Annotated in this window: 12 protein-coding genes; 8 read left to right on the top strand and 4 right to left on the bottom strand. The window is 68.0% G+C overall.

What is annotated here, in order from left to right; all coding sequences use genetic code 11:
- Positions 1–11: 11 nt before the first annotated feature.
- Positions 12–3,869 carry a GH92 family glycosyl hydrolase gene (locus tag DEJ48_RS08720; protein WP_150215614.1) on the bottom strand — a complete coding sequence of 1,286 codons (3,858 nt, stop codon included), beginning with the start codon at positions 3,867–3,869 and terminating at the stop codon, positions 12–14.
- 495 nt (positions 3,870–4,364) lie between these two features.
- Here DEJ48_RS08720 and DEJ48_RS39640 point away from each other — a divergent pair, with 495 nt between their 5' ends.
- Positions 4,365–4,505 (top strand): hypothetical protein, encoded by a 141-nt coding sequence (locus DEJ48_RS39640; protein WP_190537285.1) that lies wholly within the window; start codon positions 4,365–4,367, stop codon positions 4,503–4,505.
- A 28-nt stretch (positions 4,506–4,533) separates the two neighbouring features.
- On the opposite strand, the gene DEJ48_RS08715 is transcribed toward DEJ48_RS39640, so the two are convergent.
- The gene (locus DEJ48_RS08715; RefSeq protein ID WP_190537954.1) at positions 4,534–5,091 is read right to left on the bottom strand and encodes a TetR/AcrR family transcriptional regulator C-terminal domain-containing protein; all 558 of its coding nucleotides are present in this window, start codon (positions 5,089–5,091) and stop codon (positions 4,534–4,536) included.
- 83 nt (positions 5,092–5,174) lie between these two features.
- Here DEJ48_RS08715 and DEJ48_RS08710 point away from each other — a divergent pair, with 83 nt between their 5' ends.
- Complete coding sequence (locus tag DEJ48_RS08710) at positions 5,175–6,431, top strand: FAD-dependent monooxygenase (protein ID WP_150215612.1); 1,257 nt, start codon at positions 5,175–5,177, stop codon at positions 6,429–6,431.
- On the opposite strand, the gene DEJ48_RS08705 is transcribed toward DEJ48_RS08710, so the two are convergent.
- Positions 6,401–6,943 carry a hypothetical protein gene (locus DEJ48_RS08705; protein ID WP_150215611.1) on the bottom strand — a complete coding sequence of 181 codons (543 nt, stop codon included), beginning with the start codon at positions 6,941–6,943 and terminating at the stop codon, positions 6,401–6,403. The genes DEJ48_RS08710 and DEJ48_RS08705 overlap by 31 nt on opposite strands.
- Before the next feature lie 114 nt (positions 6,944–7,057).
- Positions 7,058–7,531 (bottom strand): pyridoxamine 5'-phosphate oxidase family protein, encoded by a 474-nt coding sequence (locus DEJ48_RS08700; RefSeq protein WP_150215610.1) that lies wholly within the window; start codon positions 7,529–7,531, stop codon positions 7,058–7,060.
- Between the two features lie 514 nt (positions 7,532–8,045).
- On the opposite strand from DEJ48_RS08700, the gene ngcE reads away from it, so the two are divergent.
- The 6 genes from ngcE (at position 8,046) to DEJ48_RS08670 (ending at position 14,799) form a co-directional block, all read left to right on the top strand.
- On the top strand, positions 8,046–9,479 hold the full coding sequence (gene ngcE / locus DEJ48_RS08695; protein ID WP_150215609.1) for an N-acetylglucosamine/diacetylchitobiose ABC transporter substrate-binding protein: 1,434 nt from the start codon (positions 8,046–8,048) through the stop codon (positions 9,477–9,479).
- A gap of 198 nt (positions 9,480–9,677) precedes the next feature.
- A complete protein-coding gene (locus DEJ48_RS08690; RefSeq protein ID WP_223832449.1) occupies positions 9,678–10,619 on the top strand; it encodes a carbohydrate ABC transporter permease in 942 nt (313 codons plus the stop codon).
- Positions 10,620–10,640: 21 nt separating this feature from the next.
- Complete coding sequence (locus tag DEJ48_RS08685) at positions 10,641–11,531, top strand: carbohydrate ABC transporter permease (RefSeq protein WP_150215608.1); 891 nt, start codon at positions 10,641–10,643, stop codon at positions 11,529–11,531.
- A 149-nt stretch (positions 11,532–11,680) separates the two neighbouring features.
- A complete protein-coding gene (locus DEJ48_RS08680; protein WP_223831961.1) occupies positions 11,681–12,943 on the top strand; it encodes an extracellular solute-binding protein in 1,263 nt (420 codons plus the stop codon).
- A gap of 27 nt (positions 12,944–12,970) precedes the next feature.
- Complete coding sequence (locus tag DEJ48_RS08675; protein ID WP_150215607.1) at positions 12,971–13,918, top strand: carbohydrate ABC transporter permease; 948 nt, start codon at positions 12,971–12,973, stop codon at positions 13,916–13,918.
- On the top strand, positions 13,918–14,799 hold the full coding sequence (locus tag DEJ48_RS08670; protein ID WP_150186739.1) for a carbohydrate ABC transporter permease: 882 nt from the start codon (positions 13,918–13,920) through the stop codon (positions 14,797–14,799). The genes DEJ48_RS08675 and DEJ48_RS08670 overlap by 1 nt, the downstream gene beginning before the upstream one ends.
- The last annotated feature ends 14 nt before the right edge of the window (positions 14,800–14,813 follow it).

Below are 14,813 nucleotides of genomic sequence, written 5' to 3'. Positions count from 1 at the left end.
CGGACGTGTGATCAGCCGAGCAGCTCCACCTCCGCCAGCGTCACCGCACCGCCACCGGCACCGCCCTTCGGAACCAGGCGGTAGTGCCCGTACGAGCCCGGGTGGGCGATCGTGAAGGCGCGGGTCTGCTGGTCCCAGGCGAAGGATTCGCCCGAGCGCTTGTCCAGGTCCCGCCACTTGTTGCCGTCCGCCGAGCCCTGGAGCACCCAGCCGCGCGGCGCCTTCGCCTTGTCGGCGGGGGACGTCAGCGTGTACTGGACGGCCTTCGTCCGGGTGGCCACCGGCAGGGTCACCGCCGCATCCGTGCTCGCCTCCGTCGCCGACGAGTCGTCGAAGAGCGCGCCCTCACCCTTGAGGGCGTCCTTCCGCGGCGACGGGACCTTGTCGTCCTTGGTGATCGACGCGGGCTGGGCGTTCCTGCCGCTGCCCCAGGCCGACGGCTTCGGGCCCATGTCGAAGTCGATGACTCCGCCGCGGGCGACGACGTCGTGCGGGAGCGCGGTCGACTTCCACGGCTTGCCGTTGACCTTGAGCCCCTGCACGTAGACGTTCTTCGCGCTGTTCCTCGGCGCCTTGACGACGAGGTCGCGGCCGTTGTCGAGGTGCAGGGTCATCTTCGTGAACTGCGGGGACCCGATGGCGTACTCGCCGCTGCCCATGACCAGGGGGTAGAAGCCGAGCGACGAGAAGAGGTACCAGCCGGACTGCTCGCCGTTGTCCTCGTCGCCGTGGTAGCCCTGCCCGATCTCGCTGCCCGTGTAGAGGCGGGAGAGGACCTCGCGGACCTTCTCCTGCGTCTTCCACGGCTGCCCGGCCGCGTCGTACATGTACGCGGCGTGGTGGGCGACCTGGTTGGAGTGGCCGTACATCCCCATGCGTACGTCACGCGCCTCCGTCATCTCGTGGATGACGCCTCCGTAGGAGCCCGCGAACTCGGCGGAGCCGGTCTCCGGAGTGGCGAAGTACGTGTCCAGCTTGTCGCCGAGGCCCTTGCGGCCGCCGTACAGGTTCGCCAGGCCGCGCGAGTCCTGCGGCGCGGTGAAGGCGTACCCCCAGGCGTTGGTCTCCGTGTAGTCGTGGCCCCACACGCGCGGGTCGAACTTCTCCGAAGGCACGCGCCAGACGCCCTTGGTGTCCTTGCCCTGGAAGAAGCCGGGGTCGGTGCCCGCGCCCGCCGCCTTGCCGTCGAAGAGGTTCACGTAGTCACGGGCACGGTTGAGGAAGTATTCCGACTCCTCCTTGTAGTGCTTCTTGCCCGTCTTCTTGTAGAGGGCCGCTCCCATCCGGGAGATCCCGTAGTCATTGAGGTAACCCTCCAGGGCCCACGACAGGCCCTCGTGCGTCTCGCTGGGCGTGTAGCCGAGGAACGGCGACGTCTTCATGCCCTTGCGGCCGACGCCGGACGTCGGCGGGACCACGGTCGCGTTCTTCAGGGCGGCGTCGTACGCGGCCTCCGCGTCGAACTTCACACCCTTGGTGTACGCGTCGGCGAACGCCACGTCGGACGACGTGCCCGTCATCAGGTCCGCGGCACCGGGCGACGACCAGCGCGAGGTCCAGCCGCCGTCCTTGTAGTGCTGCACGAAGCCGTCGACCAGCTCACCGGCCTTCTTCGGGGTGAGCAGCGAATACGCCGGCCACGTCGTGCGGTACGTGTCCCAGAAGCCGTTGTTCACATACGGCTTCCCCTCGACGATCTTCGCGCCGGTGTGGGTGGGGGTGTCGGGCCCGGTCTGGGGCGAGAACGGGGAGGCGTACTTGTACGTCGACTTGCCGCCGCCCCCCTTCGCCGCGACCTTCTCGAAGCCCGAGTTGGGGTACAGGTACAGGCGGTACAAGCTGGAGTACAGCGTCGTGCGCTGCCCCTCGCTCGCGCCCTCGACCTCCACCTTGCCGAGGATGTCGTCCCACTGCTTCTGCGCCCGGTTCTTCACCCGCTCGAACGACGTGCCCCGCGGTATCTCGTCGGCGAGGTTCGCCTTCGCCTGGTCCAGGCTGATGAGGGACGTCGCGAGGCGGAGGCCGACCGTGCGGTCCTTGCCGGGCTTGAAGCGCAGATAGCCCGTGACGTCGCCGCCACCGCCGCCCTCCAGCTTGCCGCCCGCGGTGGCGGGGGCGTCGAAGGTGCCGTAGACGAAGAGCCGCGTGGCACCCGCCGACAGGCCCGACTTGACGTCCGAGAACCCGGAGACGATGCCCTTCTCCTTGTCGAGGGTCAGGCCGCCCTTCTCCGACACGTTGTCGAAGATGACGCTCGCGTCGTCACCGGGATAGGTGAACCGCATCATCGCCGCGTGGTCGGTGGGCGCCATCTCGGCCTTCAGGCCGTTCTCGAACGTCACCCCGTAGTAGTGCGGGCTCGCCGTCTCCTTCTCGTGCCGGAAGGGCAGCGCGCGCTTGGTGCGGGACGCGCTCGGGGTGTCCTTGTCGACGGACGGCATCATCTGGAACGTCTGCCGGTCACCCATCCACGGGCTCGGCTCGTGGCTCGCGCTGAACGCCTGCATCGTCGGCAGGTTGTCGTCGTTGTTGCCGCGCGCGTAGTCGTACAACCAGCTCAGGGAGCCCGCGTTGGTCACCGGCGTCCAGAAGTTGAAGCCGTGCGGGACCGCGGTGGCGGGGAAGTTGTTGCCGCGCGAGAAGCCGCCGCTGGAGTTGGTGCCGCGCCGCGTGTCGGCGTAGTCCGAGAGATGCGCCTTCGGCTTCTCCGGGGCCTTCTCCTTCAACGACACGTCGTCGACCCAGCCGCGGAACTTCGCGGGCCCCTTCGGGGAGTCGTACGCGACGAGGACGCGGTCGACGGTCTTGCCGCGCGCGACCTGCCCGATGCGCGACGCGACGTTGTTCCACTGGTTGACGTAGAGCACCTTGGAGTTGCCCTGCCCCTGCGGGGTCAACGGGAACCCGTGCTGGTCGACGGCCTTGAGCTCACTCAGGTACGTGCCGTCGGTGAAGGCGAGATCGACCGAGACGTTGGTGGCGGCGTAGTCGAGATCACCCTCGGCCATGGAGGGAAACACGCGGTACCCGAGCTCGGTGTCCCGCTCGACCTTCACATTGACGTCGAAGACCTTGTTGTACGAGTAACCGCGGCCGTCCGCCTTGTGGCTGCCCGCGTAGCGCAGCGCGTGCTTCCCGGTGAACCCGGCGCGGGACTTGGCGGTGGGCGAGCCGCTGGGGCCGCGGTCGACGAGGCTCAGCATGTCCTCGGGGCCGGGGGCCTGCGTACCGCCGACGGACAGCTGCACGTCGGCGAGTTGGAGGGCGTCGGAGGCGCCGTTGTTGGCGGTGACGTCGAGGCGGAAGTGGGAGTAGGCCTTCGCGTCGTCGGGCTTGGCGAAGTCGTACTTCTTCGTCTTGTGCCGCCCGTCGAAGACCTCCCCCTTCCGCTCGTCGAGGACGGTCCACTCCTTGCCGTCCGTCGAGCCCTTGAGGGTCCAGTCCTTGGGGTCGCGCTCGGCGTGGTCGTTGGCGGACGTCAGTGCGTACGTCACGACCTTCGCGGGCTCGTCCAGGTCGAACTCGGCCCAGCCGTCCTTCGCGAACGTCAGCCATTTGCTGGTCGCCTCGCCGTCGACGAGGTTCGCGGCGACCTCGCCGGACCCGGCGTTCTCACCGCTGGCCCGCACCTCGGTGACGTGGTCGTTCACGCTGCCGGGCAGCCCGGAGCTGAACTCGCCGTTCACCCCGGCGGACTTCTTCTTCCCGTCGGGCCCCGTCTCGACGGTGCTCAGCCAGTCCGGCAGGGCCTGGCCGTCCTCGAAGGACGAGGAGAACTCCCGGTCGGCCCGCGGCGCCCGTTCGGGTCCGGCGACGGCGGCCCCCTGTGCCGCCACGACGAGCGCGATCGCGAGCGTCCCGGCGGCCATGGCCGAACGGGGCCGTTGACCGGGCGGGCGGTGGTGAGCGTGGTGGCTGAGGTGTTGTCTGAAACGAGGTCTGCGTGCCGAGTTCGGCATCCCCGAGCCCCTCCTTGCGAGTTGGACAACGTTGTCACGGTCGCTGCGCAAGGTCTAGTAGGGAGGCAAGTGGCAAGTGGTGTCAAGGCTGTTGGTGGGGGGCGTCTTGGGGCCAGCCTGTGACGTACTGTGCCCGGCGCGGGGGAGAGTGTCGGCTTGCGACGCTTTGCGGCGTGTTGGACCACGTGGTCGCGTGGTGGCCCGGCTGACGCGCTGCTGAGGCGAGGCGGTGTAGGGCCGTCGTACGCGTACGAGTTCGGGGTGGGCGTCGCTGGGGGGGGCGGAGCTGCCCCCCCCCTGGGTGGGCGCCCGGGTTGGTTCGCCAAGTACGTGTCAGGCCGACGCGGTCCTCGTCCGGCTCAACGGAGTTGCCGCGGGGGCCGCCGGTGCACCGGCAGGGGTCAAGTGCCGCCGCTCCGCGACCTGCTGCCGCCACCCTTCGGCCTGCTGCCCGCGGCACTCGTCGCCTCGTTCGACGCGTGGGACTCCATGCAGCAGGCCCCCGGCTGCCCGACCAGGTCGCCCCGACCGGCCGGGCCCGAGTGAGGCCCGCGGACGGCGTGTGCCGTGCTCCTCAGGCAGGCGTGTGGTGCGCGAGGCCGTCGAGGAGAAGGGTGAGGCCCGCCTCGAAGGCCTCCTCGGGGTCGATGACCGGAACGTCGGCGGGCAGGTCTCCCTGCGGCGGGTCCGCGTCCGCCTGCTCCTCCAGTACGCAGCCGACCGTGTACCGGCCGGCGGCCAGCATCGCCATCTGCGCGTCCCTCTCGGGCACGCCGGAGGCGACGAGGAAGGCCAGCTTGTGGCGGATCCGGTCGAGGTCGCCGGTCGGGGTCGTGCCCGCGTGGAGACGGGCGCCGTCGCGGCGCATCAGCAGCGTGCGGCGGAAGCTGCGGGAGTTCTCCGCGAACCACTCGCGCCAGTCGTCGTCGGGGGAGGGGAGCGGTGCGGTGGAGTGCGGGGTCATGGCCGAGTCCGCCATGGCCGCCAGCAGATCCCTCTTCGTGCGGAAGTGGTAGTAGAGCGACGGCTGCTCGACGCCGAGCCGTTTCGCCAGCCGCCTGGTGCTCACGGCGTCCAGGCCCACCTCGTCGAGCAGATCCAGCGCCTCGGTGACGACGGTCTCGCGGTTCATCTTGGTCACGTTGACATTCTATCGGTGATAGAGGACTCTCGATCACAGGGGGAATCAATCACCGATAGATTCTGGCGGTCGTCATGAAAGACAAGAAGATCTCGACGGGTTCCCTGCGGGTTCTCGTCGCCGGTGGCGGGATCGCCGGGCAGGCGCTCGCCTTCTGGCTCACCCGTGGCGGTCACCGCGTGACGGTCGTCGAGCGCTTTCCGGCGCTGCGCGCCTCGGGTGCCCAGGTCGACCTGCGCGGGCAGGGCATCGAGGCGGTCGAGCGCATGGGGCTGCTGCCGGCCGTGCGGGATCAGCTCGTGGACGAGGCGGGTGTCGCGTTCGTCGACTCCCGCGGGAAACCGAAGGCGACGCTCATGGCGAACACCTCCGGCAAGGGGCGGCAGTCCCTCACCTCGGAGTACGAGATCATGCGCGGCGACCTGGTCCGCGTCCTCAACGACGCGACCAAGGACGGTGCCGAGTTCGTCTACGGCAAGAGCGTCGACGGCTTCGACCAGGACTCGGACCACGTCACCGTCTATTTCTCGGACGGCACCTCCGGCGCGTACGACCTGCTGATCGGAGCGGACGGACAGGGCTCACGCATCCGGCGGGCGCTCCTGCCGGAGGGCTTCGACCCGTACTGGCGCGTCGGCATCCACATGGCCTACTGGTTCGTCCCGCGCACCGCCTCCGACACGAACATCCGCGACACCTACATGGTCCCGGGCGGCCGCCAGATCATGCGGCGCAGCCACAACGCGACCGAGACCCAGGTGTACTTCGTGCTGCGCGAGGACTCGGCGGAGGCGTCCGCGATCCACCGTGCGCCCGTCGAACGGCAGCAGAAGTTCTGGGCCGACCGGTTCCGCGACGCGGGCTGGCAGACCGAGCGCTTCATCGAGGGCATGGCGGACAGCCCGTTCTTCTACTCCCAGGAGATAGCCCAGGTGCGCACCGACACCTGGTCCCAGGGCCGCGTGGTCCTGGCCGGGGACGCCGCGCACTGCGCGTCCCCGTACAGCGGCATGGGCGTCTCCGGCGGTCTGGTCGGCGCGTACGTCCTGGCCGGCGAGATCAACCGGCACGCCGACGACCTGCCCACCGCCCTGGCGAACTACGACCGCGTCCTGCGGCCCTTCGTCGACGCGATCCAGGCGGAGGTCAACCCCCGCGTCCTGCGCATGGGCATGCCCACGAACAAGCACGCCATCAGCGCCTTCCGGAACGCCACAGCGCTGGCCTGTTTCCTCCGCGTCCCCGAGCTGGTCGCGCGGTTCGCCAAGGAGGACCGCGGAGGCGACTGGAAGCTGCCGGTCTACGCGGACGTGCCCGCGCGCACCGCTTGATCAGTCGTGGCGCTGACGTGCCGTTCGGCGAGCAGCCGCTTGCGGTGGGCGCGGCGGCGGAACGCGGTGACGGCGGCGATCGTGGTGCCGACGAGGATGCCGAGGGCCGGGAGGGCGACGGCGGCGATCAGACCGACCACCAGCGTGACGTAGCCTCCGCGGTCCCCGATGGCGTACTTGGACGGCCCCTCGGACGTGCAGGTGATCTCGTAGTCGCCCGGCCGTGACACCTCGATCGTGCGGAGCGGGTTCCACGTCTCGTCGCGGGTGAGGAAGAAGTCGATGCCCGGGCCGGTGAGACGGGGGTTCCCTGGACCGGAGATGCCGCACTTCTGGGCCGGTGACGGGCCCCGGCTCTCGACCCAGATCGCTCTGTCGCTCTCCGGGCCGAGCCGCAGCGTGACGGTGTCACCGTCGGCGAACTGCCGCCCCGTGTCCACCGCGTCGAGCGCGCCGGTGAACCGGTACACGCCGATGGCCAGGCCCAGCACGATCAGCGCGACGGCGGTCACGGCCGCCGTAACGTACCAATGACGGCCGGGCCGGAGTTCGTTCGGCCGTATCCGTGACGGCGGGGGAGGGGCAGTCGGCACCGGCACACTGTAGAACGCCCGTTCAGCGTGAAGTCACGGCGTCGGCGTCAGCCACTTGCCCTCTCGCATGACGACCCTCCCGCGAAGTTCCGGCTCCCCGCGCCAGGCACGCACCGTCCGCGGGACCACGCGTACGTACACATAGGGCCCCTCTTCCGCACGCGGATCCCACCCGAACTTGTCGGCGAACGCCCGCGCCGCGGCCTCCGGCACCTCCTGGTCGGGGAAGCACTCCGCCTCTCCCTGGAGGAGCAGCACGTCGAAGGTGTCCGGCAGCGACAGACGTACGCGCGGCTCCGCACGGATGTTCCGCACCGTCGCCGACGCGGCCCCCGTGCACACCCACACCGCCCGCCCGTCCCACAGGAACCACAGCGGCACCTGGTGCGGCCCGTGCTCCGGGTGCGCGGTCGCCACCCATGCGTCCCGCTCGGCGGCGAGGCGGCCCAGCGCGTCGCGCGTACGCTCCGCCGTCGACCGGCGGTGAACGATTCCCGTGCTCTCCATGAGGACCGACCCTAGCCAGCCACCCCGTGTTCACGTCACCCCTGCCACTCGGGTGACCCGAGGGAAAGTCCATGGAAACCGGCGCGAAAGTCCACGGGTTCCGGCCGCGATGTGCGAGAGGTTCGGACGGGGATCTTCACCGGCCCCCGACCGGGATCGTCACCGGCCTCGACGCGGGGTCGTCAGCGGTCCCGACCCGGGATCACCACTGGCCCCGACCCGGGATCATCACTGGTCCCGACCAGGGATCGTCGCAGGTCTCAACTCGGAAAAGGCTGCAGTCCAAAGTCGTATTCGATCTTGCCCACCCGGCCGCGAGTGGACTATACCTGTCCGCGTCTGCCCGGCCGTCCGACCCGGCCGCAGGCCCGGGGGTGTGGGGGCGGGGGCGCGTCGAACGTCAACTGCCTTTTCCCGTCCGAGAACCCGGCGCACGAGCCCAGCTTCACACCACCGCGGTGCCGGGGAGGGTCCGGTTCACCGCCTGAGTCCTGGAGAAGGCGAGGACTTGAGCATGGGATCCACCAGCGTCAACCGTCGTGATGTCATGAAGAGGGCAGCGGCCGCGGGGCTGCTCGCGGTGCCGGCCGTGGGGGCGCTCACCTCGTGCGCCAGCGGGGGCGGCGAGGAGAACAAGGCCGAAAAGGGCGAGAAGAGCAAGAAGAACCCGCTCGGCGTGAAGGCGGACGCCGGACTCACCGTCTACATCTTCAACGGCGGGTACGGCGACAAGTACGCCCAGTTCGTCACGGACATGTACGCCAAGAAGTACCCGAAGGCCGATCCGGAGCAGAAGCCCACCGAGAAGATCGCCACCCAGGTCCAGCCGAAGATCGTCCGCGGCAAGCCCACCGCGGACGTCGTCAACAACTCCGGCGCCGACCAGATGAACCCCGGCAAGCTTGTCCACAACAAGCAGGTCGCCGACCTCGCCGAGGTGCTGGACGCGCCCTCGTGGGACGACCCGAACGTCACCGTGCGCGAGACCCTCGTACCGGTCGTCGAGCAGATGGGCCGCTTCGGCGGCAATGAGTGCTATCAGCTCAACATCGCGCTGACCGTGTACGGGAACTGGTACTCGAAGAAGCTGCTCGAAGACGGGCTCGAAAGCGAGTACCCCAAGACCTGGGACGAGATGCTCGCCGTCTGCAAGAAGGCCAAGGCCAAGGGCATCCACGGCTGGAGCTACCCGGGCGGCCACCCGCGCTACATGTTCTTCAGCATGTACGCGATGTTCGCCCAGCGCGGCGGCCGCGACGTCACCACGGCCATGGACTACCTCGAGCCGAACGCCTGGAAGCACGAGGCGGTCAAGGACGTCTTCGAGGCGTGGGAGGAGCTCGTCGCCAAGAAGTACGTGCTCACCGGCTTCGACGGCACCGAGGCGCACACCGAGATGCAGACCGCGTGGACGAAGGAGGGCAAGTGCCTCTTCGTGCCCAACGGTTCCTGGGTGGAGAACGAGGCCAAGGACACCACGCCGAAGGACTTCGCGATGCAGGTCGGCGCTACCCCGTCGCTCGACTCCGGCGACAAGATGCCGTTCGGCACGCTCTACTCCCCGGCCGGTGAGCCCTTCATCGTCCCGGCCAAGGCCAAGAACCGGCAGGGCGGCCTGGAGTGGCTGCGGATGATGTACAGCAAGGAAGCCGCGCTCAACCTCTTCAAGGAGATCGGCTCCATGCCCGTCGTCAAGGGCGCCATCGACGGGCAGAAGCTGCCCTCGGGCACGGCGAGCGCCCAGGCGGCCATCAAGGCGGCCGGCGACAACATCGTCATCCCCCAGTTCATGGACTGGTACAACGAGCTGTTCCGCGAGGACTTCAACAACATGATCCACAAGTTCATGCAGGGCCAGATCGGGCCCAAGCAGGCGATGGACACCATGCAGAAGGCCTCCGACCGGATCATGAAGGACCCCGACATCACCAAGGTCAAGAAGGCCTGACCAGACGGTCCGGGGCCGCTGCCGGCCCCGGACCCCGGCACGTAACCGAGCACGTGTAGGCATGTGGAAGAGCGGGCGGGGCTGATCAGCGTGAAGACCGACACCCGGGTGGACCAGACGCCACCTCCCAAGAAGCAGGCCGAACGCAAGCCCCCACCGGGCCCGCCGAACCTGCTGCTGTTCGTCGTGGCGGCGCTGCTGCCACCCCGCTTCACCCCCGAACGCGTCCGCTACGACCGGCGCTACCGCACGCTCGACAAGTACCGCTTCATCGTGGGCTTCCTCGCCGTGCCGCTCGCGTTCTACGCGCTGTTCGTGATCTCGCCCTTCATCCAGGCGATCTACTACTCGTTCACGGACTGGTCCGGCGGACCCGTGGCGAACTTCGTCGGGTTCGACAACTACGAGAAGATGTGGAACGACGAGCGGTTCTGGGACTCCCTGCGGGTGAGCGCGCTGTTGCTCGTCATCGCGCCCGTCCTCACCCTCGTCCTCGGCATGTTCTTCGCCTACATGATCACCTCGGGCGGGCGGCACCGCAGGGGACGGGCCATCGCGGGCGTCGCGGGATCGTCGGTCTACAAGGTCGTCTACTTCTTCCCGCAGGTCCTGTCCGTCGCCATCATCGCCGTCGTCTGGGGACGCGTCTTCAACACCAACAGCGGTCTCATCAACGGCGGCCTCGACAAGGTCGGCGTCGACGGGCCCGCCTGGCTCGGCGGGGACGAGACCCTCGGTCTGATCTCCCTGCTCACCGTGATCAGCTGGAGCTTCATCGGGTTCTACGTGGTGCTGTTCTCCGCGGCGATGGGCGCCATCCCCAAGGACATCTACGAGGCCGCGCTCCTCGACGGCGCGGGCCGCGCCCGCACCTTCTTCAACGTCACCCTCCCGCTGATCTGGGACACGGTGCGCACCGGCTGGATCTACATGGGCATCCAGGCGCTCGACACCTTCGCGATCTGCCTGGTCATGGTGCCGCCGCACGTCCTGAAGGTGACCCCGGTCTTCCTCTACGAACGGTTCAGGGACGGCCAGTACGGCTACGCCACCTCCATCGGCGTCGTCCTTCTCTTCCTCAGCATGGCGTTCTCCCTGATCGTCATGCGGGTCGGGAACCGCGACCGGATCGAATACTGAGACCGCGGGAGTCACTGCATCATGACCACCACCACCACCGCCCCGCCGTCCAAGACGACGTCCGCGCCCCGCCGCGAGAAGGAGACGGGCGGTGCCCTCAACGTCTTCTCGCACGCCTTCCTCGTGCTGTGGGTCATCCTCGCCGCCGGGCCCCTGATCTGGGTCGCCCTCACCGCGTTCCGGCCCTCCGCCGAGATCCTCAGCGACCCGATGGGCTGGCCCGCCTCCTTCCACTGGGAGAACTTCTCCAACGCGTGGAACAAGGCCAACATCGGGCAGTACACCCTCAACTCGCTCATCATCCTCGCCGGTTCGCTGACCGGCACCATGCTGCTCGGCTCGATGGCGGCCTACGTCATCGCCCGCTTCACCTTCCCCGGCAACCGCGTCATCTTCATGCTGTTCGCGGGCGGCATGATGTTCCCGGTCATCCTCGCCCTGGTGCCGCTGTTCGCCGTGATGGAGAACTTCGGGCTCCTCGACACCCGGCCCGGGCTGATGATCGCGTACATCGCGTACTCGCTGCCCTTCACCACCTTCTTCCTCACCTCCTTCTTCCGTACGCTGCCGACCGGCGTGCAGGAGGCGGCGATGGTCGACGGCGCCTCCCACACCCGTACGTTCTTCCAGATCATGCTGCCGATGGCCAAGCCCGGCCTCGTCAGCATCGGCATCTTCAACTTCCTCGGCCAGTGGAACCAGTACCTGCTGCCGCTGCTGCTCAACAACGAGGACGAGAAGAGCTACGTACTCCCGCAGGGGCTCGCCTCCTTGGCCGTCTCCCAGGGCTACCGGGGCGACTGGGGCGCCCTCTTCGCGGGTCTGACGATCGCGATGCTCCCGGTGCTCGTGGTCTACGCCGTCTTCCAGCGACAGGTACAGGCCGGACTGACGGCAGGGGCCATCAAGTGACCTGGTAGAGCAGGTGATTTCGAGTTGGCCACGAAAGTGGTCTAGGCCTGTCAAGGCGAATCCGGGCCTGAGTAGTGTCGGCGCGACGGCGCCGCGGGGGGCGACTGGACGCGCTCAAGTCGACACCGATGTCGAAGGGTTGAAACAGCATGAGGAATCGAATAGTCGCCACCGGTGCGGCAACGCTCGCCATGGCTCTGGGACTTACCGCCTGCAGCGGTGACAGCGACAGCGGGGACAGCAAGACGATCAAGCTCGTCGCCGCCGACTACGGCGACAAGGCATCCAACGCCTCCAAGGTGTACTGGGCCGAGGTCAAGAAGGAATTCGAGGCGGCCAACAAGGGCTACAAGGTCGACGTCCAGGTCATCAACTGGAACGAGATCGACAAGTCCGTCAAGAACATGATCCAGGCGGGCAACGAGCCCGACCTGCTTCAGACCGGCGGATACGCGGACAAGGTCGCCGACGACCTGCTCTACAAGGCCGACGAGGTCCTCTCGCGCGAGACCCGCGACAACCTCATCCCGTCCTTCGCCAAGGCGGGCGAGGTCGACGGCACCCAGTACGGCATCCCGTGGGTCTCCTCCAGCCGCGTCATGTTCTACAACAAGGCCGTCTTTAAGAAGGCCGGCGTCAAGAACCCGCCCAAGACGTGGGACGAACTCGCCGACGCCGCGAAGAAGATCAAGGACAAGAAGGCCGCCGACACCCCCTACGCCCTGCCGCTCGGCCCCGAGGAGACCCAGGGCGAGTCGATGATGTGGGAGCTCGGCAACGGCGGCGGCTACACCGACGCCGACGGCAAGTACACCCTCGACAGCGCGAAGAACGTCGAGACCTTCGAGTGGCTCAAGACCAACCTGGTCAAGCCCGGCCTGACCTACCCCAACCCGGCCTCCACCGACCGCAAGACCGCCTTCGCGGACTTCGCGGCGGGCAAGGTCGGCATGCTCAACGGCCACCCGAGCCTGATCCAGATGGCCAAGGAGGGCAAGGTCGACTACGGCGTCGTGCCCATCCCCGGCAAGACGGGACCGCTCGACAGCACCCTCGGCGTCGCCGACTGGATGATGGCGTTCAAGGACGGCGGCGCGGAGAAGGAAGGCGTGAAGAAGTTCCTGGACTTCACGTACTCCAAGAAGATGCTGGCGTTCGACGAGATGTACAACCTCATGCCGGTCACCAAGGACGCCCTCAAGCAGATGACCGACAGCGGCAAGCACAAGGACCTGGAGCCCTTCTTCCAGGTGCTGCCGAACGCCAAGTTCTACCCGCTCGGCGACATCAGCTGGGACGTCGTCTCCGCCGAGATGAAGAAGACCGGCGGCAAGGCCGTCTCCGACGACCCGAAGCAGATCCTCGGCGATCTCCAGAAGAAGGCGGAGTCGGCCGCGGCCGACGCCAAGTAGCGGCCGGCGCCGAGTAAAGGAGTTCTCGTGTCGCTCAAAGCCCCTTCGCCCCCGGCCGACACCGGCCGGGGGCGGGGCGGGCGCGCACCACGGCCGGTGAGCCGCCGCAGCGGCCTGGCCCGGCTCGGTCCGCTGCCCTGGATAGCGCCCGTCGTCCTGCTGATCCTCGCCGTGGTCGTCTGGCCCGTCGTCGAGCTGATCCGCACCTCGTTCCTCAACATCTCCATCTCCGGCAAGGTGCGCGGCAGCGCCGGGACCGACAAGTTCAAGAAGCTCTTCGAGGAGAGCGACTTCAGTGCCGTCCTCATCTGGACGGTCGTGTGGACGGTCGTCGTCGTCAGCGTGACGATGCTGCTCTCGCTCGCCCTGGCCCAGCTGTTCAACCAGAAGTTCCCCGGCCGCCGTTACGCCCGCTGGGCCCTCATCGCCCCCTGGGCCGCGTCCGTCCTGATGACCGCCATCGGCTTCAAGTGGATGCTCAACCAGACCGCGGGCGTCCTCAACACGCTCATGCTCGACCTGGGGCTCATCGACAGCTCCAAGGACTGGCTGGGCAAGCCGGAGACCGCCTGGCCGTGGATGATGGGCGTCGCCGTCTTCGTGTCGCTGCCCTTCACCACGTACACCCTCCTGGCCGGGCTCCAGACCATCCCGCAGGACGTGTACGAGGCGTCGCGCATCGACGGCGCGGGGCCCTGGCAGACCTACCGCCACATCACGCTGCCGATGCTGCGGCCCGCCTTCCTCGTCGGCGTCGTCATCAACCTCATCAACGTCTTCAACTCCTTCCCGATCATCTGGGCCATGACCCAGGGCGGTCCGGGCTACGACACCTCCACGTCGATGGTGTTCATGTACAAGCTGAAGGAGACCGACATCGGTGAGTCCGCGGCCATGTCGGTCGTCAACTTCCTGATGGTCGTGGTGCTCGTGCTGATCTTCCTGAAGGTCAGCCGGTGGAACGAGGAGGACTGATGGCCACCGCGACGGCGACCCGCCCCGCGCCCCGGAAGGACGACGCGCCGAAGAAGGCGAAGCGGACCTTCCGGCCCCGCACCCTGGTCATCACGGCCTGCGCGTGGCTCCTTGCCGCGATCTTCCTCGCGCCGTACCTGGAGATGATCGTCACCGCGCTCCGCCCCAAGGACGAGCTGCGGGACCGCACCTACCTGCCCAAGGACCTGGAGTGGGCCAACTTCATCGACGTCTGGAAGGAGTCCGAGCTTGGCCAGAACCTCCAGGTCACGCTGCTCGTCGCGGGCGGCGCCACCCTGCTGGTGCTGCTCGTCTCGCTGCCCGCCGCGTACTACACGGCCCGCATGCGCTACCGCGGCCGCAAGGTCTTCCTGCTCCTGGTCCTGGTCACCCAGATGTTCCAGCCCACGGCGCTCCTGGTCGGTCTGTACCGCGAGTTCCACCAGCTCGACATGCTCAATTCGGTCTGGACGCTGATCCTCACCAACGCGGCGTTCAACCTCGCTTTCGCGGTGTGGATCCTGACGGCGTACATCAGCTCCATCCCCGCGGAGCTGGAGGAGGCCGCCATGGTGGACGGCACCAGCAGGTTCGGCGCCATGATCAAGGTGACGCTGCCGCTGGCGCTGCCCGGCGTGGTGACGGCCGTGATCTTCACCTTCATCACGTCCTGGAACGAGTTCGTGATGGGCCTGACCCTCACCACCGAGCCGGAGAAGCAGCCCCTGACGGTGGGCATCAACAACTTCATCGGCAACTACACGGTGCAGTGGAACTACCTCTTCGCGGCGTCCGTGGTCGCGATCGTGCCGGTCATCGTGCTGTTCGCGATCATCGAACGGCATGTGGTCTCGGGCCTCACGGCGGGGTCCGTAAAGTAGTCGGCGCACAGAGT

The organism is Streptomyces venezuelae, from assembly GCF_008642315.1.
GTDB classification, from domain to species: Bacteria; Actinomycetota; Actinomycetes; order Streptomycetales; family Streptomycetaceae; genus Streptomyces; species Streptomyces venezuelae_D.
This window is presented reverse-complemented; position numbering and strand designations above follow the sequence as displayed.

Coding starts and splice junctions, on each gene's coding strand:
- DEJ48_RS08720 (WP_150215614.1), bottom strand. CDS start 3,869: ATGGCCGCCGGGACGCTCGCGATCGCGCTCGTCGTGGCGGCACAGGGG.
- DEJ48_RS08715 (WP_190537954.1), bottom strand. CDS start 5,091: ATGAACCGCGAGACCGTCGTCACCGAGGCGCTGGATCTGCTCGACGAG.
- DEJ48_RS08710 (WP_150215612.1), top strand. CDS start 5,175: ATGAAAGACAAGAAGATCTCGACGGGTTCCCTGCGGGTTCTCGTCGCC.
- DEJ48_RS08700 (WP_150215610.1), bottom strand. CDS start 7,531: ATGGAGAGCACGGGAATCGTTCACCGCCGGTCGACGGCGGAGCGTACG.
- ngcE (WP_150215609.1), top strand. CDS start 8,046: ATGGGATCCACCAGCGTCAACCGTCGTGATGTCATGAAGAGGGCAGCG.
- DEJ48_RS08685 (WP_150215608.1), top strand. CDS start 10,641: ATGACCACCACCACCACCGCCCCGCCGTCCAAGACGACGTCCGCGCCC.
- DEJ48_RS08680 (WP_223831961.1), top strand. CDS start 11,681: ATGAGGAATCGAATAGTCGCCACCGGTGCGGCAACGCTCGCCATGGCT.
- DEJ48_RS08670 (WP_150186739.1), top strand. CDS start 13,918: ATGGCCACCGCGACGGCGACCCGCCCCGCGCCCCGGAAGGACGACGCG.